20 protein-coding genes are annotated in these 21664 nt (G+C 40.9%); 13 read left to right on the plus strand and 7 right to left on the minus strand.

Annotated features, from left to right (window positions below; genetic code table 11):
* Positions 1-22: 22 nt before the first annotated feature.
* The 4 genes from ACO6S2_RS01320 (at position 23) to ACO6S2_RS01335 (ending at position 3508) form a co-directional block, all read left to right on the plus strand.
* Entirely contained in the window at positions 23-850 is an 828-nt protein-coding gene (locus ACO6S2_RS01320; protein ID WP_422360713.1) for a helix-turn-helix domain-containing protein, read from the plus strand.
* A 122-nt stretch (positions 851-972) separates the two neighbouring features.
* The gene (locus ACO6S2_RS01325) at positions 973-1674 is read left to right on the plus strand and encodes a hypothetical protein (RefSeq protein WP_422360714.1); all 702 of its coding nucleotides are present in this window, start codon (positions 973-975) and stop codon (positions 1672-1674) included.
* Positions 1675-1807: 133 nt separating this feature from the next.
* Positions 1808-2380, plus strand: a complete 573-nt coding sequence (locus ACO6S2_RS01330) for a hypothetical protein (protein WP_422360715.1) — start codon at positions 1808-1810, stop codon at positions 2378-2380.
* A gap of 60 nt (positions 2381-2440) precedes the next feature.
* Positions 2441-3508: a DUF2652 domain-containing protein gene (locus tag ACO6S2_RS01335; protein WP_422360716.1), complete on the plus strand. Its 1068-nt coding sequence runs from the start codon at positions 2441-2443 to the stop codon at positions 3506-3508.
* Positions 3509-3567: 59 nt separating this feature from the next.
* Here the strand turns inward: ACO6S2_RS01335 and ACO6S2_RS01340 are convergent, their stop codons facing one another.
* Both ACO6S2_RS01340 and ACO6S2_RS01345 read right to left on the minus strand, forming a co-directional pair.
* Entirely contained in the window at positions 3568-4476 is a 909-nt protein-coding gene (locus tag ACO6S2_RS01340) for a DMT family transporter (RefSeq protein ID WP_422360717.1), read from the minus strand.
* A gap of 87 nt (positions 4477-4563) precedes the next feature.
* Positions 4564-4737, minus strand: a complete 174-nt coding sequence (locus tag ACO6S2_RS01345; protein ID WP_422360718.1) for a hypothetical protein — start codon at positions 4735-4737, stop codon at positions 4564-4566.
* A 150-nt stretch (positions 4738-4887) separates the two neighbouring features.
* Between ACO6S2_RS01345 and ACO6S2_RS01350 the strand changes: the two genes are divergently transcribed.
* Both ACO6S2_RS01350 and ACO6S2_RS01355 read left to right on the plus strand, forming a co-directional pair.
* Complete coding sequence (locus ACO6S2_RS01350; protein WP_422360719.1) at positions 4888-5799, plus strand: LysR family transcriptional regulator; 912 nt, start codon at positions 4888-4890, stop codon at positions 5797-5799.
* Between the two features lie 172 nt (positions 5800-5971).
* Positions 5972-6886, plus strand: coding sequence for a M43 family zinc metalloprotease (locus tag ACO6S2_RS01355; protein ID WP_422360720.1), 915 nt, complete (start codon positions 5972-5974; stop codon positions 6884-6886).
* A 22-nt stretch (positions 6887-6908) separates the two neighbouring features.
* Here ACO6S2_RS01355 and ACO6S2_RS01360 read toward each other — a convergent pair whose 3' ends face one another.
* Positions 6909-7280: a histidine triad nucleotide-binding protein gene (locus ACO6S2_RS01360; protein ID WP_422362430.1), complete on the minus strand. Its 372-nt coding sequence runs from the start codon at positions 7278-7280 to the stop codon at positions 6909-6911.
* Positions 7281-7474: 194 nt separating this feature from the next.
* On the opposite strand from ACO6S2_RS01360, the gene ACO6S2_RS01365 reads away from it, so the two are divergent.
* Entirely contained in the window at positions 7475-9640 is a 2166-nt protein-coding gene (locus tag ACO6S2_RS01365) for a S9 family peptidase (RefSeq protein WP_422360721.1), read from the plus strand.
* Between the two features lie 53 nt (positions 9641-9693).
* Here ACO6S2_RS01365 and ACO6S2_RS01370 read toward each other — a convergent pair whose 3' ends face one another.
* Together ACO6S2_RS01370 and ACO6S2_RS01375 are read right to left on the minus strand one after the other, a co-directional pair.
* A complete protein-coding gene (locus ACO6S2_RS01370; protein WP_422360722.1) occupies positions 9694-12024 on the minus strand; it encodes a T9SS type A sorting domain-containing protein in 2331 nt (776 codons plus the stop codon).
* Between the two features lie 181 nt (positions 12025-12205).
* Positions 12206-13627: a helix-turn-helix domain-containing protein gene (locus ACO6S2_RS01375; protein WP_422360723.1), complete on the minus strand. Its 1422-nt coding sequence runs from the start codon at positions 13625-13627 to the stop codon at positions 12206-12208.
* A 218-nt stretch (positions 13628-13845) separates the two neighbouring features.
* Here ACO6S2_RS01375 and ACO6S2_RS01380 point away from each other — a divergent pair, with 218 nt between their 5' ends.
* Positions 13846-14265 carry a secondary thiamine-phosphate synthase enzyme YjbQ gene (locus tag ACO6S2_RS01380; protein ID WP_422360724.1) on the plus strand — a complete coding sequence of 140 codons (420 nt, stop codon included), beginning with the start codon at positions 13846-13848 and terminating at the stop codon, positions 14263-14265.
* Between the two features lie 4 nt (positions 14266-14269).
* Here ACO6S2_RS01380 and polA read toward each other — a convergent pair whose 3' ends face one another.
* Together polA and ACO6S2_RS01390 are read right to left on the minus strand one after the other, a co-directional pair.
* Positions 14270-17080: a DNA polymerase I gene (polA, locus tag ACO6S2_RS01385; RefSeq protein ID WP_422360725.1), complete on the minus strand. Its 2811-nt coding sequence runs from the start codon at positions 17078-17080 to the stop codon at positions 14270-14272.
* A 50-nt stretch (positions 17081-17130) separates the two neighbouring features.
* Positions 17131-17595 carry a hypothetical protein gene (locus ACO6S2_RS01390; RefSeq protein ID WP_422360726.1) on the minus strand — a complete coding sequence of 155 codons (465 nt, stop codon included), beginning with the start codon at positions 17593-17595 and terminating at the stop codon, positions 17131-17133.
* Between the two features lie 90 nt (positions 17596-17685).
* Between ACO6S2_RS01390 and ACO6S2_RS01395 the strand changes: the two genes are divergently transcribed.
* The 5 genes from ACO6S2_RS01395 (at position 17686) to ACO6S2_RS01415 (ending at position 21662) form a co-directional block, all read left to right on the plus strand.
* The gene (locus ACO6S2_RS01395) at positions 17686-18609 is read left to right on the plus strand and encodes a M20/M25/M40 family metallo-hydrolase (protein ID WP_422360727.1); all 924 of its coding nucleotides are present in this window, start codon (positions 17686-17688) and stop codon (positions 18607-18609) included.
* Positions 18606-19136: a hypoxanthine phosphoribosyltransferase gene (gene hpt, locus ACO6S2_RS01400; RefSeq protein WP_422360728.1), complete on the plus strand. Its 531-nt coding sequence runs from the start codon at positions 18606-18608 to the stop codon at positions 19134-19136. The genes ACO6S2_RS01395 and hpt overlap by 4 nt, the downstream gene beginning before the upstream one ends.
* A 73-nt stretch (positions 19137-19209) precedes the next feature.
* Entirely contained in the window at positions 19210-19782 is a 573-nt protein-coding gene (locus ACO6S2_RS01405; protein WP_422360729.1) for an adenylate kinase, read from the plus strand.
* Positions 19783-19985: 203 nt separating this feature from the next.
* On the plus strand, positions 19986-20978 hold the full coding sequence (gene obgE / locus ACO6S2_RS01410) for a GTPase ObgE (RefSeq protein WP_422360730.1): 993 nt from the start codon (positions 19986-19988) through the stop codon (positions 20976-20978).
* Positions 20979-21083: 105 nt separating this feature from the next.
* Positions 21084-21662: a nucleotide exchange factor GrpE gene (locus ACO6S2_RS01415; protein WP_422360731.1), complete on the plus strand. Its 579-nt coding sequence runs from the start codon at positions 21084-21086 to the stop codon at positions 21660-21662.
* The last annotated feature ends 2 nt before the right edge of the window (positions 21663-21664 follow it).

The raw sequence follows: 21664 nt of genomic DNA on the forward strand, positions 1-21664 counted from the left end.
TTTTTTGCAAATTGCCTCCTGTATGAGAGACTTAACCAGCCAATTCCTCTATCAAGAGGCCGTACTACCCCCTGAAATGCAACCTTACATCAATAAGATGTGGTATTCATACGTGGGGGTGGAACAGTTGGAAGAGGTTTACTTACCTCGGCCGTTTCCATTTTTTGTAGTCTTACTGAAAGGCAAGGTACAAATAGAGCTTGTTGGCGAAGGTAAGATGGCTTCTCCACTCATTTCCATTAATGGGACGATGAAGGATTCTCGGGCTGTATTGCACTTTAGTGATCCAATTGAGTCAATAGGAATAGACCTGACGTCTAATGGGTTTTTGAGTTTGTTTGGAGAATCTCCCTACGGTTTTCGAGGAAAAACTCTCCCTATTAATAATTTTTTATCCGTCAATGAACAAGAAGTAGTAGGGGCCATCAATGTTGTAGAAGGAGTAGAGAATAAACTTTCACTTTTACTCGATTACCTAAGACCACATTTCAAATCAATTGATTTCGATCAACGAATCAGCCATGCTCGTCTAGCCTCTATTGTCCCTACTTGTAATTATCAAGTAAACGAATTGGCGGACAAGATGTGCGTTTCAGAGAAAACCCTCAACCGTTTGTGCAAGGAGTTTGTTGGCACGTCTCCAAAAAATTACATCAATATTGTACGAGTTAACCAAGCCTACGCATTATCTAAGGCCAATCCTCAAAAACCGGCGCATGAGATCGCACATGAGTTTGGTTTCTATGATGTTCAACACATGGCTAAAACGTTTAAGCATTATCTCGGACTAAATCTCTTTGATTTTAGAAACAATCGCTCATCCGAAGCCTCCTCGATTTGGGCCAACTAGTCTATCATTCTAAGAATGTCCGTTTTTTACCACAGGGAGGTTCAACTCGATGATTAGTTTTGCCAAAAGGCTTGAGAGAAAGGTGATTTACTTTTAAAATCATAATAGTTTAAAATTTAATCATGAAACAAACCTTTTTAATTTTCCTGTATTTGATATCCATTTTACCCTTCACAGGTTGTAGTGAAGATGAAGACGGAAGCGACAGCAACGTTACCATTGAAAACCCAATGGATCTCTTGGAGCCAACAATTCCTTCTTCTATGTCGTCTTCGAGCGACCCTTATGCACAGGCAGCCAACGCTATGGTGATTAGCGCGACTTCATTTGCAACGATAGGAGCTTCATTCTTTGCCGGAGTCGAGAATGCCACACCTACTACTTCTACACTTCCTGGTGGAGTTGGCTCATGCTCTTATTATGAGTACTCCGCAAATGAAGCTACAGTAGCCTATCAGGCCTGCGAAGATGACAACAACTACTACCTTGACGTCTACTACCAAGAAGGAGCAACACTTGAGCAAGTACTTAGTCTAGAGCAGAAAAAAGACGGCACCTCAGGGTCTATGGAATTGACATCGGGTATCTCGTATTTGGTCAGCTGGAACCTGGTCGGTGACGAACTAACCATGTCGATAAAGTCTGACAATGTACTGGTCTATGAGCTCACCAGCAATCAGAGTACCGGCAGCGGATCTGTCGTATATTATGATGAAACAGATTCAGGTGCAAAACAGGTTTTTGAATGGGATGCTAATGGCTCGGGTAGCTATACTTCCTACGACAGCTCAGGCACTGTTTTAGAGTCTGCTAGCTGGACATAGTACCAACTAGAATGTCAAAAGAGACCATTAAAGGCTGAGCGCAAGTTCAGCCTTTTGTTTTTCTGCCCATTGTATTCATCAATGAGATAGATAAAACTTTGCTATTTTTCAGTTCCAAATAGTCAAGCGAAGTATGAGCAACATAAAATGGACCAATCACCTGATCGAATTTTTTACCGTAGTGCTAGGGATTCTTCTGGCGTTTGGGTTAAATACCTATTACAATAATCGACTTGAACAGGAAAGGGTAAGCCATTATCTCGAAGGGGTAAAACTTGAAATAGAAGAGAATGCCAAAGAGGTATCTCAAAAATTAGAATACCATAATAAGATCAGATCAGAACTTGTAGAGACCCCTCTTAAAGTAAACTTACAACTGCGTGCTTCAAGAGTAAAAGATTTTGCCTGGCAAATAGCCCAAGAAAATGCAATCAGTCAGCACATATCCTATGACGTATACAAAAAACTGGCTGAAATCTACTCCATACAATCCACACTGAATCAAAATGCTAAAGAAGCGGGCAACATGATGTCTCATATGAATGTGTTAAGTCCTTTTTATGTAATTGGCGTGGACGTAAGTGAGGAAGAAGAAGAGAAATTTTTAAAGAGAATAAAACAAGGGTGGATACCTATCTTTGAGGACTTTATATACTATGAAAGTCAGCTTGACACGCTCTATATTGAAGCCATAAATAGTTTCTGAGTTCTTCATCCTAAAACTATTGACCGCACGATTCGTTGAAAATTCTTCATCCTGATAGACATGTCCAATCACTCTTTTTTCTTCATCCCCGATATCAGTGGATTTACCTCTTTTGTGAAAAAGGTAGAAGTGGAGCACAGTCAACATATAATTGCTGAATTGCTTGAACTGATTATCGACTCCAACCAAATAGGCCTTTCTCTTGCGGAGGTGGAAGGAGATGCCGTGTTTTTCTATCAAAATAAAGAGATCCCTACACTGGATCAAATTCTAAAACAAGTTGAAACTACATACCTCGCATTTCACAATCACTTGAAGCGTTATGAAACACAGCGAATTTGTCCGTGTGGTGCATGCTCTGCTGCGGTGGATTTGCAGCTTAAGTTTATTGCGGATACTGGAGCATCTCAGATGATTGAGGTCAAAGGAAATGAGAAACCTTTCGGTGAATCTGTGATTCGGGTTCATCGACTTCTGAAGAATAGTGTCCTGTCAAACGAATACCTTCTACTGACAGAACACCTACTAAAAGAATCACCTCCTACATCCAACGCAACGGAGATGATACAAGGAGAGGATAGCTATGAGGAATTAGGAGATATTCAATATCGAAGCCTTAACCTCGATTATTTGCAAAAAAGTGTCTCCGCACCACCACAAAAAACAACAGAAAAACTAATAGCCAAACCCGTCACCTATACAATCGACATCCGAGCCGATAAATTTTTGGTTTTTGAGTGGCTTACCAACATGGACCGTCGTGCACTATGGAATAAGGATGTGAATGAATTCAAATACAAAAAAGGAATAGTCAACCAAAAAGGCTATCAACATGTTTGTGTCATTGGCAACCAAACCATAGGTTTTGAAACCGTAACTCACGACTTTGGAGAAGGGAAACTAGTCTACGGAGAGAAGACCCAGGAAATTCCAATTTTCAGAGAAGCTACTTCTTATCTGATTTTAGAAGAAAGTGAAGGAGTCACTACGATTCAAGTAGAGTTTCATTATCAAGAAAAACCAATTCTAGGCTTTCTTTTTAAGCGATTCCTTATCCAGAAGTTGTTGTCGAATTTTGAGAAGAACCTCACTTTACTCAAAGAATTAATCGAATCAGAAAGTCAATAAAAAACAGCAGCCGACTCGTTAGTCGGCTGCCTATCTATACCAAACTAAGATAAACTTAATTAAGTCACTTTAATTGCTTTCCTACCTAAAGGAATGCTTATAGTCTTGTTGGCTACCATTATTCCAAAGAGAATGAGAGCAGCCCCAACTATAGCCTCGATAGCTAATATTTCATCCAAGAAAATCACACCTAAAGCCACGCCATAAATCGGCATCAGATAAGTGACCAGAGACAGATAGGATGCACTTGCGCTAGCCAATATTTTATAATAAATCACGAAAGCTAAAGCTGTCCCCAGGGTTCCCAATATGACCAAGGATCCAATAGATTCCCAGGAAAGTGTAGTCCAGGCTACGGGACCTTCAACCATCAAGGCAAAAGGAATCAAATAAATGGACGTGACTAGAAGTTGTGAACTTGGTGCATATAGTGGTTTTTCTTTCATCAGATGCAATCTTGAATAAACCAAGGCCACACCGTAGGATATGGCTGCCACTGCTACCGCCACGATGCCTAATACTGATGCGTCCACTCCAGATACTAGCTCTGGCGACACCAAAACCAACAAGCCAATAAAGCCCAGGGTAGTGCCAACAATACGCTCGACAGTCATACGTTCATCTGCAATAGCAAAATTGGCTATCAGCACTGTCGCCAAAGGCGTCAATCCGTTTAGAATAGACGCAATAGAACTATCAATATATTGCTCACCCCAATTGATTAAAGCAAAGGGTACCGCATGAGCAAAGAAACCGGCAATGGTCACATGTTTCCAAAATGTCCAGGATCTATTGAATTCATAGCCCTTAACCAGGAGCCAAACATTCAGCAGTAAAGCAGCCAATCCAATCCTTAAAGCAGCAAGGGTAATTGGTGAAATTTCGACCACAGCAATTTTGATAAACAAAAAGGAAGGTCCCCAAAGGGTAGCCAAAAACAATAGAGAGAGTAGATTTTTTAGTTTCATCAGTGTGTTGATTTGTTGGTTGTAAGAATGGCTATCGCCAACCGTACATGACCCCGTTGGCGATAGCACCAACGAGACTTTCGTTGGCTATTTGATGAAAGACATTAGTCCTATATGAGGAGTCTTTACTTCTTTGAGATAATCTACAAGGTCGAATTCACTGGTGGCAGTTCTTCTTTGTAGTTTATCCGGTTGTTCGATCTGAATGCACCCTTGTCCATTCAGCTTCGCAATTTTCAAATGTAGTGCTGGTGTTTCCATATCGATTATGTTTAAAGTTTGGTGGAATATTCTCCACCTTAAAAATTAAATGATGAGGAATGAAACGCCGACTCCAATTTTTCGTTCCATGAATTGGATGAATTGATTTAGTCAATTCCATGAATAAAACTAATACCTCAAAACAAACCAATGGAACTACGTCACCTCAAATTGGTACGGGAAGTTGCTGACAAAGGCAGCTTGACCAAAGCCATGGAAAACCTTTATCTATCTCAATCGGCCCTCAGCCATCAACTCAAAGAAATTGAAACACATCTAGGCGCTCAGCTTTTTCATCGTGTTAACAAGAAACTGATATTGACAGGTGCGGGCCAAATAGTCCTAGACTCTGCTAAAAAGATTCTAAGTGAAATTGACAAAACTGAAAACTCTGTAAAAAAATATGTCAATGGCGACAAGGGATTAGTTCGACTGGCGACTCAGTGTTATACCTGCTATCACTGGCTGCCTACTTTGATGATTGATTTCAATAAGGAATTTCCAAAAGTAGATATTGAAATATTCCCAGGAGTAACTGAGAATCCGGATAAACTCATTTTGGATGGAGAGTTAGATTTGGCTATCACCAGTGATCATAATGATCACCCTGCGTTGACTTATACGGAGCTCTTTAGGGATGAAATGATGGTGGTAGTACCAACTGGCCATGAATGGACCAAAAAACCTTATGTGGAAGCAGAAGATTTTCGTGAGCAGAATGTGTTCATACATTCTTACCCTATCGAGTCGGTAACTTTATTCAATCAGGTGTTAATGCCGGAAGGTGTAAAACCTAAAAAAGTAATGCCGATACAAGTCACCGATGCCGTATTGCAAATGATCAAGGCCGGTCTGGGAGTTCAAGTCATGGCCCGTTGGATGGTGGATCCTTATCTCTCTGACAACAACTTAGAGCTGGTTCCTGTAACTAAAAAAGGTCTATTTAGAACCTGGTATGCAGCACATCTCAATCAGCCAGAGGCACCGGCTTACATCAACAATTTTATTGAGCATTTAAAATGTAATGTTGGTGGTGTTTGTGAGTGTGAGGGAGAATGTTAAGAGTATGGGTAACAGCAACTTACTAACAACTTGAAAGCGGTCTGACATGTGAGTCCCTAACAATAAAAAATAAGCTGATACAGAAAGGGCATATTAGATATGCCCTTTTCCATTCTTTTTTTCCAACCATTCAAAATTCCTTGTGTCTTAGCACTAGGATAAACAAGCCTATATGAATTCAAAGCTTTCCTTCTTACCTATTATTTTAACTATGTTTTTCGTTTCCTGTTTAGAATCGGATGAAATTCAAGAACCCAACCCAACACCAATTTTGAAGGACTCAGTTCTTCACATTCCTGTTATCATACATGTGGTAAACTATTCTCCTCAGCCTTTTGAAATTAGTGACGAAAAAATTCGATCTCAATTCGAGGTTCTAAATGAAGACTTCAGAATGAAAAATGCAGACACGGTCAATATTCCATCAAATTTTAAGCACCTGGCTGCGGATCTAAAAATCGAATTTCATCTAGCTACTGTAGACCCCAACGGAGAACCCACCACAGGCATTGTTAGAAACACTAGCGAGATTAGTGGGTGGGACGGAAATAGCGACCTACCAAAAGAAGAGGCTCACCTGTATTTCTCTGAAAGAGGGGGGCAAGCAGCCTGGCCGAGAGATCGATATCTCAATATTTGGATTGCTAACCTTTCAGATCGAAAGGGTAGAATGGGCCTGGCAGGATTTGCCAATGGTCCGGAAGCGCCAGAATGGAAAGATGGTGTAGTCATCGACCCAAGGGTCTTTGGAACTTTACCCCCATTAGAGCATCCTCAAATCCACGGCAGAACTGCCACACATGAAATCGGACATTGGCTGGGTCTAATCCATATTTTTGGCAGAGATGAAAACTGTGAGGAAGGAGACGAGGTAGACGACACCCCAACCGCTTACGCACAATATAGAGGCAAGCCCACGCACCCACAGTCTTCATGCGGTAGCGATGACATGTTTATGAACTTTATGGATTACGTTGATGATGACATGATGTGCCTATTTACAAAGGGACAGAAAAATCGTGTTTATGAATTTTTTGAGGAAGAAGGAGCTAGACGCGATTTGTATCTTAATCTTGTCAAAAATTAGCCACTATGCTGATTTCGGTATTTTATTCTTTTCCACTCCTATAAGACTGATCCACCATAGGCCCAAGCTTCATTCCACCCAACAAGTGCATGTGCAAATGAAAGACACTCTGGCCAGCGTCCTCATTCGTATTGATGCTCAATCGATAACCAGTATCTGTTATGCCATTTTCTTCTGCAAGCTGCCTGGCTACCAGATGCATTTTACCCACTACATTAACATCCTCTTCTTCTAAATTATTGATTGTAGGAATTCTTTTTTTAGGCACAATCAGGTAGTGTACCGGTGCTTGAGGGCGAAGGGGAACAAATGCAATAATCTTGTCATCCTCATAGACGATCGTCGCAGGAAGCTCACGATTGATAATTTTGGTAAAGGGAGAGTCTTTGGACAGTTTCTCTACCTTCTTTTGGGTGTACTCATCAGTCTGCGCCAATAGCTGACCAGACAAACAGATCAAAACAATAGTTAAATAGAATTTCATAAAATAGAATTTGAGGTTAACACTAAAACTACCGATCATCGGCATTCCATTAGGCACATTGCCTCATTATTTTATATTTGTGATCAGTCAAATATCCAATAACTATGAAACTTCACTTCACGGTATTATTACTGCTCACGGCACTATGCTCATCGGCACAAAAGAAACTTACAGTTTCTGATATTTATGAAAAAGGACTTTTCAAAGAAGAAACGATGAAAAGCCTCAACTGGATGAATGACGGTCAGTACTATACCGCACTTGAGGAAAATCAGATTTTAAGATATGATGTGACTACAGGCCAATCAGATTCAGTAATTATCGATGGTAAAGCATTGAATCTAAAAATTGATGACTACGACTTTACTCCTGACGAATCAAAAGTACTGCTTCTCACAGACAAGCAGAAGGTTTTTAGAAGATCCTTCACCGCAGAATATTACATCTATACTTTTCAAGGAGAGGAGCTAAAAAGGCTTTCTCCCAATGGCAGACAATCGTATGCAACTATTTCTCCAGACAACAAAAATGTGGCCTTCGTGCGCGACAACAATTTGTTCTTTGTGAAACTGGTAAACATGAGTGAGCACCAGGTGACCAAAGATGGGGAAAAAGGAAGTATCATCAACGGCTCGACCGACTGGGTCTATGAAGAAGAACTGTACATGGCTAAAGCTTTCTTCTGGTCGCCCAATTCCGAAAATTTGGCCTTTTATCGGTTCGACGAAAGTGAAGTAAAGGAGTACAATCTGCAATATTGGGACAGCGGGGCGCTCTATCCACGAGACTACAGATACAAATACCCAAAGGCAGGAGAGAAAAACTCCACGGTGACCATCAAAATCTATAATCTCAAGGATAATACTACGCAGACTGTAGATCTAGGAGAAGAAACCGACATTTATATTCCAAATATCCAATGGACCAAAAACCCAGATATTTTGGCAATAAAACGACTCAATCGCCTGCAAAACAAGCAGGATATTTTTCACTACAGCACCAAGTTCAAATCCGCCACCAACATATTGACGGATAAAAGCAAAACTTACATTCACGCCACCTATACAAACGAGTGGATCTATTTGGACAATGGCACGCACTTTCTGATGTCCTCAGAACGAGAGGGGTACAAACACTTTTATATTCATCGAATGGATGGGCAGCTCGAATACAAAGCCACCTCTGGGGCTTTTAATGCTGAGAAACTTCTCGCCTTAGATCAGCGAACCAAAACACCGATACTGTACTATACCTCCACCGAAAATGGTTCGACAGAACGTCATGTCTATCGCGTAGACTTTAAGGGAAAAGGAAAAATTCAGCTCAGCACCAAACCTGGAGTAAACACAGCCGACATAAGCAAAGATTTCAAATATTACATCAGTTTTAATAGCTCCGCTGCAAGTCCCAAAGAGGTATCTCTATACATGACCAAAGGCAATAAGTTGGTCAAGGTGTTGAAGGACAATACCAAGCTCAAAGAAACCACTGCTCAATATGGGCTTACAGAAAAGATCATGTTCGAAATCGAAGCAGCAGACAAAAAACTTCTTAATGCCTACATGATTCAGCCTGCCAACATGGACAGCACCAAAAGATACCCGTTGCTGCTATATCAATACAGTGGCCCAGGCAAACAACGCATCAAAAATGATTGGTACGGAGACAAGCACTTCATGTGGCATCAACTACTCGCTCAGAAGGGTTATATCATAGTGGGTATAGACTGCCGCGGAACTGGAGGAAAGAGTGAGGAATTTAAAAAAATGACTTACATGAAAATGGGGAAGTTGGAGGCTGAAGATCAGGTTGCCGCTGCCAAATATTTGGGTTCACTGTCCTTTGTTGACAAGAGCCGAATCGGTATCTGGGGGTGGAGTTATGGTGGATATATTTCCACTTTGGCTTTAGAAACCGGACCAGACCTATTCAAAGCTGGCATCGCAGTTTCTCCATTTCTCTGGAAGTATTATGATACTATCTATTCAGAAAGATATTTGAGAAGACCTCAAGACAACCCTGAAGGATACAACGAGTATTCAATCGTTCGAAATGCTGGAAAATTAAGATCTGAATATCTTCTGATCCATGGTACGGGTGATGACAATGTGCATTTTCAAAATGCTGTAACCCTGCAAAACGAGCTCATCATGCAAGGCAAGCAATTTGACTCCTTCTACTATCCGGACAATAATCATTCGTTGATTGGAAAGAAAACCAAGGTGCATCTATATACGATGATGATGGATTTTTTACTCGAAAATTTATAAAAAAGGCTCCTTGGAAAAATCCAAGGAGCTTAACCTTTTGAAACGGTTTGATTCTAGTTTTTTACCAGAAACGGCTTGGTTTGAGTTACACGATCTCCGTAAGCAAATTTGTAGAGATAGTAGCCGGTACGTAAGGTTTGTAAATCCATTCGAATGGTATGATGGCCAGCAGATTTTTGAACTTCAATTTCTCTTTCTATTCGTCCCCATATATCTATCACCTGAATAGAAACAGTCCCATCTTCAGGTAAGTCCACCTCTAAGTTTGAAAAACCATGGACTACTGGATTAGGAAAAATTTCAGAAACATTAAACTCCAATTTATTCTCTAATTGATCTCCAAGTCCCAAGTCCCTTGTTCTAGCTGATGGCGCTGAATAAGCTACATATTCTCCTTGTTTTACATAGACCGCATAGCCACGAGCTGGAGCCTCCACCCAAGCTCTTCCGCTACCATACACCTGTGTGGTTTGACTATTGTCAAAAGCATTTACAAGAACGGTATTGCTCCAATTAGACCAGCCTGATGGCGTAATATCAACCCAAAGTCCCTTGGTGGAGTTGCTGTTATTGATCACTACAATCGCTCCATCTTTTGTGCCATTTCCGCCTCGTCTAGCTACGTAGACATCATGCGCGTCGCCGGATGGATATGGATTACCCACATCACTGAGTACCTCGAGTGTTCCTCCCAAATAAGTAGACCTTACAAACATCAACTTATTTATGTCTTCTTGTAAACTAGCTGGTGAGGTTACTGTATTGTTCGAATCATGATTATCAACAAGAGTCACATTGTAATAATGCGGGTAAAAAACACAAGGTCTTCCTTCATGAGTCAGTATATAAGCATAACCCATTTTCCAATCTTTAGTCACCCACTTGTCATGCTCTTTACCTGTATCATGATTGTCTAACCAGGTAACAACAGAGGTCCCTGGCAAAGCGTGTCCGTTACCATTTCTAACCATTCCAGCAGTGTTTAACCAACGCATGTCAAAGCCGCTATTACCATTACACATATCAGTCAACGAAGACTTTAATGGAAAGTCAAATCCATCAGCATCAGCACCATCTGCGGCCAGATCATTCACCCAGTCATTAATTCTAGAATCAGACCCCCAATATTCACCTACAATGAACCTTTGGTTCCCATTGAGTAGCGGTAAGCTATTGATCCAATCTGCAGCATAGTCTGCCTGAAACCCTCGAACAAAATCCAATCGATAACCATCAAACCCAATTTCGTCCGACAACCATTCCCCCCAATCCTGAAAACGATCTTTTACTACTGTACTGTAAGTGTTAAAGTCATTGCCGAAGCCTTTTGTATTCGGAATGATTTCATCTCCACCCCAGTCACCTAACCAGTCGTTTCCATCTACAGGATGAAAGTGTGAATAGTTCCAGCTATAATTGACTTCGCCAGTCCCGGTATGATTTACATAACTGATACCCGTATTGGTACGAGCTTCCAGCGTAGTGCTCGCCAGGTTAGTGCCATTGTACCATACTTCTGAAGGGTACAAACCATGATTCTGATCACCCCAATTCCAGCCATTCGAATTATCAATAGCCTTCAGCTTAATAACAATGTCATGAGCGCTAGTCAGAGTCACTTCATATTCATCAATGTCAGAAGATGAACCAATAAACCCTCTCATGATTTGGCCTGATCCTGGGAAGGCATCAAAAGATCCACCTCCACCATTAGGCTCGCTTTCCCATGAGTAAGTCGTATTATCTCCTGAACCTGTCCAATCAATAGTCACTTCGTAACCACGTTTGTCATAATCACCCCAGTCCATTTCAAAGCCTTTTATCTTGATGTAGTAGTCCCCTGCACTCGCATTAGGAATTACCCATTTGATCTCGTTTGATGGATAAGGCACATGCTGTGATCCATTGGTAAAGGCCTCGGCAAAGGTATAAGCCTTTACAGCAGGGTTGACCTCTTCATCTTCCTCATTAGAATAGACATGGTTGAGTACAATGTCCGCATAAACTTCTATTTTAGGCTGACCTCCACTCGTATCATGCATGTCTGCAATCATAGCTTCGAGCTCAGCCCGACTACCAAACCGAGTCTCTATAGAGCCTTTTTGGTTGTAATTTCCTAAATCATAGTGATCGTAAATACCATAACCCATATCTACAATCCCCCAGTTACCTTTAGCCGGAGAGGGTAACCATAAACCTGTGAACCCAGCGTTTTTGAGATAAGTGGATTTGTCGGCGAGATTATCCCACCAGTCTCCATCCAGATTAGCCTCATCCACAGGAAGGTCCCAGTAAAAGGCTTGCATCATTACATCTTCCTGCGCCCTACTGGCCACGGCAAACAGAAATGTGCAACAAATCATTAATGTAATTTTTTTGATCATGTCGATTAGATTTTTGAACGTAACAGCAACACTGAATTGCCGCCTGATTAACTATTAATCAAGTCTTCAAATGTGTTCTTCATGGCTTTGAAAAACGTCCTATTTTCTAAAATCGTCCAAGAACGTAAAAAACGACCGACGGAGAATTGATCATAAACCATTGATGGATAATGCCTTACATTTAGCAAGATTTAAAATACTCTCTGGGACTCTTATTGGTGTTTTTTTTGAATGCCAGGTTGAAAGTAGACTTAGAATTAAATCCTACCTCATGTGCCAAGCCCAGGTAAGTTAGTTTCTCAAGTTTGCCAACCTGTGCTTGGTCAATAAATTCTTGAACCCTATAGCTATTCACATAATCTCTGAAATTTTGCTCGAAATGCTCATTCAAAAGTTTGGACAAAATATGTGGTTTTGTATCCATCAACTCCGCCAGACGATTCACATTGAGTTCAGCCTCATGATATACTTTGTCCTTCTCCATTATCCTCTTGAGCTTAGAGAGCAACTCGTCTGCCCTATCAATATGAAAGACTTGTGATTTTTCTTTAAAAAACTGAGGGTCCTTCCATAGTGCAATAATTTCAACCCAAACTGGAAAAGAAAACAAAACGAAAAACCATTTGTATTCCTCTGGCTCGTGGGTAAATACTTCAAAGGCATCAAAATATAATGTAATAAAAACCAAACACAGACAGACGACATGAGTCAAAAAGATCGTCCTTAAAAACCAATGCAATCTTCCCTTGACTTTCCATTCAATATCGAAAATTGCTTTCAACAAAAAAATGCAAGTCATTACACAACCGAATCCGACTACCAGCAATTTCCCCCAAGTCAACAGACCTATTACATAATTTGAGAAAAAGGACAGAATATCGAGGTTCATCAACCTCAACCCTGCAATCAAAACAACAAAAAAAGTGGGCGCAAAGTATAACCACTTCACAGGCAAACTCTCATTTTTTGCAAGTGTTCTGATCAACAAATAGGCCATAGGCCCCCATATAAAAATGAGAATTTGTCCCAGGATATTCAGGTGAGTCTGCCAAATTGGATTGACAACATAATAAGCAACTGCGCCTAAATAAAGTAAAGCCAACAGCCCATGCATACTAGCAAATATCCTTTGTCGGGAAATTTCTTTTTTGAATATCCTAAAGGAGAGTACAAACAGAATAAGCGACAAAACAGCAATGCCAAAATAGTAAAAGGCTAAATATTCGAAGTTTCTGGCACCACCTAGGTCTTGCCAGTTTTGAATTTGAATGTAAACCGCTTGAGTAGACCCATCATTTATTAGCGTTCTATTAGGGATGTACTGATTATCGGCACCAGTTTCTACCTTAAGCCAATTGCCCCTGGTAAACTTGTATTCAATCACTGGCTCTGAAAAGTTGAGAATTACAGCCAATTGGCCATTGGGCTGCTTACGCAACAAACATTTTGGATCAGTAGTATTCCAATTGTTAAAAGTGCCAGTTATAAAAATTGAATCTTGGGCAGGGGTGGCTTCGGGCAAAGATTCAACGACAAATTGAACCTGACCTGTGGCAGGGTAAGCCAAGCAAAGCATTATCAAAAGCCCGTAGTAGTTTTTCACTATCGTTTAATTTCAAATTGATTCAGACAATCCAACAAAACAACATCATAGCAGGTGAAACGCTTGAAAATCACCGTCGACTAAATGCTGCTATAGTAATAAAACGTGCTTTTTGAAGCTTCAATTTACGTAGATTTTGGAATATGTGTTTTCATTTACCTTCAATAATTATTTAAGCCTCCATTTTGATAAATCATCGGAAACACAGAATTTCGGATATGCCAAACTTTCAAAAGGAAATATCTCTAAACCCCTGCTCCCGAGGCTTTCATCTAATTACCAATGAAATTTTGGATGCCATTCCAGAAATAGGTGAAATTTCCATTGGCATTTTACAGGTGTTTATCAAGCACACTTCTGCCAGCTTGACGATCAATGAAAATGCTGACCCCACGGTAAGACAAGATTTTGAAAGTCACTTCAACGAATTTGTACCTGAAAATGCGCCTTATTATCGGCATACCTATGAAGGCCCTGACGACATGCCAGCACATATCAAATCTTCGTTGCTTGGCTCTTCAGTTTCCATTCCGATCACTAACGGCCGGTTAAATCTAGGTACATGGCAAGGCATTTACCTATGCGAGCATAGAGATTATGGAGGATCGAGGAAGGTGGTAGTTACTGTTCTAGGCTAAGGATTTAATGAGCCTCCAACCAATTATCACCTGTACCCATACCTACTTCCATGGGTACATCAATCGGCAACGCATTCTTCATTAATTCTTCCACTTTCTTCTGAAGCATTGGAAGTTCATCCTTATGTGCGTCGAAAACCAATTCATCGTGTACTTGCATAATCATCTTAGATTGAAGCTTTTCCTTTTTCATCCAATCATGGATATTAATCATAGCTACTTTGATGATGTCAGCAGCACTGCCTTGGATGGGAGCATTCACTGCGTTTCTTTCAGCAAAGCCTCGCACCGTAGCGTTTCTAGAGTTGATGTCTCTGAGGTATCTACGTCGACCCAAAATAGTTTCAACATATTCGTGTTCTTTGGCAAAATTCACCTGATCATCCATGTACCGCTTGATGTTCGGAAACTGAGTGAAGTAAGAATCTATAATCTCCGCAGCTTCTGTTCTGGAGATACCAATATTTTGCGACAAGCCAAAAGCTGAAATACCATAGATCAAACCAAAATTGACCTCCTTAGCTTTTCGTCTAATATCCGGAGTCATCTCTTCCATGGGCACATTGAAGACCTTTGATGCAGTAGTAGAATGAATATCCTGGCCTTTCTTGAAGGCCTCAATCATGTGTTCATCTTTGGCAAAAGCAGCTATGATCCTCAACTCTATTTGAGAGTAATCAGCCGCGAAGATTGTATAATCCTTGCTTCTAGGAACAAAAGCCTTTCTGATTTCTCGCCCTTTGGCCGTTCTAATCGGTATATTCTGAAGATTCGGGTTATTAGAACTCAACCTACCTGTAGCTGCTACCGCTTGCCTATAATCGGTATGGATCAGGCCATCCTTTTTACTAATTAAAAGAGGTAATGCATCTACATAAGTGGACTTCAATTTTTGGTATTCACGAAACTCGAGAATTCTTTCTGCTATTTCATGTTCTCCTGCTAGTTTGGATAAAATTTCTTCTCCAGTCGCATATTGTCCAGTCTTGGTCTTTTTTGGTTTGTCCACCAATTTCATTTGGTCAAACAAAATCTCACCCATTTGCTTAGGCGAATTAATGTTGAATTCCTGACCAGCCAATTCATAAATTTTATCCTGAGCAGTCACGCTCAGCTCATTGAGGTCCTTGGACATTTCACCCAGGACTTCCGTATCAATTTTCACTCCAGCATACTCCACATCGGCTAGCACTACACTCAAAGGTTCTTCTACTTCGTGAAGTAATTTTTCAAGATCTCTTTCTTTGATTTCTTCTTCCAGTTTGAGTTTGAGCTGTAGTGTAATATCCGCATCCTCCGCAGCATAGTCGACCACATCAGCCACGGGAATATCACGCATATTCTTTTGAGACTTCCCTTTTCCAATCAAGTCTTCAATTGGAATAGCGGTGTAATTCAGATAGTTTTCAGCCAGTACGTCCATCTTATGTCTGGACTCAGGGTCAATCAGATAGTGAGCCAGCATGGTATCAAACATTTTGCCTTTTACTTCTACCCCATAATTTTTCATCACCTGAATATCATACTTGAGGTTTTGACCTACTTTCTGAATACTCTCATCCTCCAAAACAGATCTAAACTCTTCTACGATGGCCTGAGCTTCCTTCTGATCAGCCGGCACTGGCACATAATATGCCTCTCCGGGCACATAAGCGAATGCTATACCTACCAATTCTGCCTCTTCTGGGTTGACACTGGTCGTCTCTGTATCAAAACAGTATTCGTCCTGAAGAGATAAATACTTCACCAATGACTTCCTCAATTCAGGCGTATCTATACAGTGATACGCATGTTTATGATTTTTTGAATTCTTCTTTTCTTGAACGGTAGTTTGTGTTTGCACTTCCACAGCAGCATCACCGAACAATCCCAATTGTGAAGGGGCAGGAGCTTTCTTCTTGGCTGCTGGTTTTGTGGCTATAGTTGGTGCATCGTCAATATCAAAAATTCTTTTGAGCATAGTTCTAAATTCCAGCTCTTCAAAAATCTCTTTGACTTTCGCTTCGTTTGGTTCACAATGTTCGAGATCACCAGCATTAAATTCAATAGGCACATCAATTTTGATAGTTGCCAATTCCTTGGAAAGAATTCCTTGCTGACCAAACTCCTCCACTTTCTCCTTCATCTTGCCTTTCAGATCGGCCGTATTTTCAAGCAGACCCTCCACTGTTCCATAGGCCTTTAAAAACTTGATTGCCGTTTTCTTACCAACACCGGGAATACCAGGAATATTATCCGCGGCGTCACCTTCCAGACCTAAAATGTCTCGGACTTGATCTACTTTTTCAATATCAAACTTGGCCAATATTTCAGGTATACCAAGCACATCTACGCCATTGCCCATATAAGCTGGCTTGTATAGATAAATATGTTCTTCCACCAGTTGAGCATAGTCCTTATCCGGTGTCATCATGAACACTTCAAAATCATCGCGGGCAGCAGCCTTCGCCAAAGTTCCAATGACATCATCTGCTTCAAATCCATCCAACTGAAGAATAGGAATATTGAATGCCTTTAAAATGTCCTTAATGATTGGTGTAGCGGTTCGGATATCTTCTGGTGTCTCTTCTCTATGAGCTTTATATTCAGGAAACTGTTCGTGGCGAAAAGTTGGAGCACTTGTGTCAAATGCCACACCAATGTGCGTAGGCTTTTCCTTTTTAAGAATTTCTAAAAGAGAATTCATAAACCCAAATACAGCACTGGTATTCATGCCTTTTGAATTAATTCTTGGGTTTTTACTAAAAGCGAAATGCGCGCGATAAATCAGTGCAAATGCATCTAGCAGGAACAGTTTCTTTTCAGGTTTACTCATGTGAGTAAAGGTAAGAAAATGATTAAAAGATTGGTTGAGTCAGAGAAAAATTACTGTCCTCCCAAATTAAGAAATGGAATCATGTGCCCAGCAAACTTAACGGCCCAAGTCATTGGATAGCCCCAAAAGATACTACTAGCCCACATATATTTGATGATATCTTTTTTGCGTCCTCCGAAGGCATTTACCAGAATAGCTCCACCTAAGGGAGAAAGAAGCACAGGAGTCAGAAATGACATACCAGCCACTCCATACTTCAACCACAGCTCTACATATTTTCTGTTTTTCTTGGTAAATATCTTTTTGTCTTTTGATCGAAAAACACGCTGCGTAAAATGTCGGATATAGGTGCCAAAATAGGTGAATATGTACACGGTTGTCATCATCCCCAAAATAGTCAGCGTACCGGTGAAGAAAACACTATAACCGAAAGAAGCACCGAATACTGGCCCAAACACGAATTTGATGCCGCTGGAACTATAGATTAGGAGATACTTGAGGATTTCTTCGATCATAAAAAATTGAATTCAACGGTAAAATTACTCGCACCTGTTTGATTTAGGTCAAAAACAATGATTTTTGTGCTTCGATTTTCAAAACAATACATGCAGGCATCTGATATTACTTTATTAAAAACACTTTGTAGCACCTTCGCCCCTTCAGGTAATGAATCTGCAATGACCAAATTTCTCATTGACTATGTCAACACGAATAAAGAAAACTGGAAGGTGCAACCCGAATTGGTTTATGGAGAGGAATTTCAGGATTGTTTGATTTTGAAATTTGGCAAGCCCAAAACTGCCATTTTTGCTCATATAGATTCAATTGGCTTCACTGTTCGTTATGAAAATCAACTCCTGCCTGTTGGCGGTCCAGAAACTGAAACGGGCTATTCGCTGGTAGGCCACGATGCCATGGGGCCAATCGAATGCAAGCTAAAAGTTGAAGAAGGAGATCTATTCTATGACTTCGGGAGAGGAATAGAGTCGGGTACAGATCTTGTTTTTAAGTCTGACTTTAGAAATACAGATGACTATGTTCAATCTTGCTATCTGGACAATCGCCTAGGAGTATTTAGTGCTTTGAAGGTAGCCGAGACACTCGAAGATGGGCTAATCGTATTTTCTTGCTGGGAAGAACATGGAGGAGGTACAGTACCATTTCTGTGCAAATGGATGTATGAAAATTATCAAATCAAGCAAGCACTCGTGTCTGATATTACATGGGTAACCGAAGGAGTAACTCACGGCAATGGAGTAGCCATATCACTCAGGGATATGAGTATTCCACGCAAAGAATACGTTGATAAAATAGTGGCGTTGGCAGAGGTGTCTGGAGTCAACTATCAGATTGAAGTGGAAAGAAGCGGAGGTAGCGACGGACGCGAAATTCAGCAATCACCCTACCCAATCGACTGGTGTTTTGTAGGAGCTCCCGAAGATCACGTACATTCGCCTGACGAAAAAGTACATAAAGACGACATCGACGCCATGATCAATCTTTACAAATATTTGATGAAACACTTATGATCCAAATTGGAGACAAACAATTCGAAGAATACTTGACCCCGGATCAAATTCAATCTTATGTTCAATCTTTAGCAGCGCAGATTGATAGAGATTATGCAGGAAAAGATTTGCTCATTTTGGGCATCCTTAACGGCTCATTTTTGTTTGTTGCTGACCTAGCCAAATATATGACTTCAGATCCGGAAATTAGTTTTTTGAAGTTTGCATCCTATGATGGTACATCGTCAACAGGAAATGTAAAAGACCTAATTGGAATCAATGAAGACCTCGCTGATAAGCATATTTTAATTGTTGAGGATATTGTAGATAGCGGAACCACTTTAGCGCATATTATGGGTCTGTTGGAAAGTAAAGGCGCAGCGTCCATTCAGACGGCAACCTTATTTTTCAAACCAGAGGCCTACAAACAAGACATTGAACTTCGGTACATCGGGAAAGAAATCCCTAACCTCTTTGTGGTCGGATATGGAATGGACTATCTAAGTAAGGGTCGAAATCTCACAGGTTTGTATCAATTGAAGCCCTGATTTCACCCCAATTAATTTATTATATTTGCCCCTTTTTTGAAGAACACTAATAATACTCACTAATATATAAATCATGCTAAACATCGTATTATTCGGCCCTCCCGGTGCTGGCAAAGGCACGCAGAGTGAAAAAATAATAGATCAGTACAAATTGGTTCACCTTTCCACAGGTGATTTATTTAGAAAGCACTTGGGCGAAGGAACTGAACTAGGGAAGCTAGCTCAGAAATACATGGATGAAGGGAACCTAGTTCCAGATGAAGTGGTCATCGGAATGGTAAAAGATAAAATTGCTACTACCATTGATCCTCAAGGGTTCATATTTGATGGATTTCCAAGAACCGTAGCTCAAGCTGTGGCGCTAGAAGATATGCTTAACGATTTCGATACTTCGATCAGTGGCATGATAGCATTGGACGTGCCGGACGAAGAGCTAAAAAAGAGGTTGCTCGAGCGAGGCAAAACTTCAGGTAGAGTAGACGATCAGGATGAGACAAAAATTGACAACCGAATCCAGGTATACAAAAACGAAACGCTACCCGTAGCTGAGTTTTATGAGAAGCAGGGCAAATACAACAAAATCCATGGTGTAGGAGCCATAGAAGAAATTTACTTGGCCATTCGCCGAGTGATGGACGGTCTTTAAGCACAAGAAACATCAAATTTCAAATGACAAAATTCAAAACCATGTGTTTTGGGTTTTGTCATTTTTTTATGCAGCCGCATAATAACCAGTGAATCAACCTCTCTTCAAATAAACAAATTACTTTTGCATTTCGACTAAAGGAGACGTCTAACAAAATCGAGAAGATATCTCCTCCATCGATATGACAAATAAAAAATAGGCAAGTGGCATCTTCAAACTTCATTGATCACGTAAGGTTTTGTTCCCGTTCGGGAAATGGCGGACCCGGTTCAGTACATTTTCGCAGAGAAAAGCACGTTCCCAAGGGCGGCCCGGATGGCGGCAATGGTGGTCGTGGGGGGCATATCATTCTGCGAGGCAATCGCCAACTCTGGACATTGCTCCACTTGAGATATAAAAAACACGCCATCGCCGAAAATGGTAAACCTGGCGAAGGAGGAAACAGAAGTGGGTCTGAGGGACAAGACATCGTTCTAGAAGTGCCACTAGGAACGATTGCCAAAGATGCTGAAACAGGTGAAAAGAGAGTAGAAATCCTCGAAGATGGCCAGGAGATCATCCTTACACCAGGTGGACGAGGGGGACTGGGCAACGACAACTTCAAGAACGCTACCAATCAAACCCCTCACTATGCACAGCCTGGCGAGCAAGGCATCGAAGAGTGGATCGTATTGGAGCTGAAAGTACTGGCCGACGTCGGTCTGGTGGGTTTTCCAAATGCCGGTAAGTCAACGCTACTTTCCGTCCTTTCGGAAGCTAAACCAGAGATTGCCAATTATCCATTTACCACATTGGTGCCTAACCTAGGTGTGGTGGCATACCGAGATCACAAGTCTTTCGTGATGGCCGATATTCCTGGAATTATCGAAGGCGCAGCCGAAGGAAAAGGTCTTGGTATTCGATTCTTACGTCATATTGAAAGAAACTCTATCCTGCTTTTTATGGTGCCAGCAGATGCTGATGATATCAAAAAAGAATATGAGATCTTGCTCAAAGAACTGACCAAATACAATCCAGAACTTTTGGACAAGCAGCGAATGCTTGCCATCACGAAATCCGACATGCTAGATGATGAGTTGATGGAGGAAATGAAAAAAGAAGTACCAACCGAATTACCAACCATTTTTATATCCAGTGTAGCTCAAAAAAACCTTGACCCACTGAAGGATATGATCTGGCAAGCCATCAACGCCTAACCTGACAAGAATTTATCGAAACAAACAATTTTAGGACATTCTGTCACAGAATGTCCATTGGCAAAGTAATTGCCAAACCAATAGCGCATTTAATTGTGAATACTAATGGCAAAAAATAATAAAAAAGCTGACAAGAAGTCGGAGGAGACAGTAGTGGAAGAACCACAGGTAAAGAACGAAGAAACTGTGGAAGAACAAGAGGAGCAGAAAGAAGAACCAAAGGAGGAATTAAGTGCTGAAGAAAAACTTCAAGCCGAGGTAGCAGAGTCCAAAGACAAATACCTCAGATTGTACTCTGAATTTGAGAACTTCAGAAGAAGGACTTCTAAAGAAAAATTAGAACTGACCAGTACTGCCAATGCGAACTTGATTAAAGATTTGCTTGCAGTGCTCGATGATTTCGAAAGAGCAGAAAAGTCGATGACCGAAGAGGCAGATATCAAATCTGTAAAAGAAGGAGTCGATCTGATTTATAATAAATTCAAGGGCGTCCTTGAGCAAAAAGGATTGAAAAAAATCGAAGCCGACAAAGGTTCTGAGTTTGATGTTGAGTATCACGAAGCCATTACACAAATCCCTGCTCCAGAAGAGGAGTTAAAGGGCAAAGTTGTGGATGTGGTAGAGAAGGGCTATCAGCTCAATGACAAGGTGATCAGATTTGCGAAAGTGGTAACCGGAGCATAATT

This window comes from Reichenbachiella sp. (genome assembly GCF_965233835.1).
In the GTDB taxonomy this organism is placed as follows: Bacteria; Bacteroidota; Bacteroidia; order Cytophagales; family Cyclobacteriaceae; genus Reichenbachiella.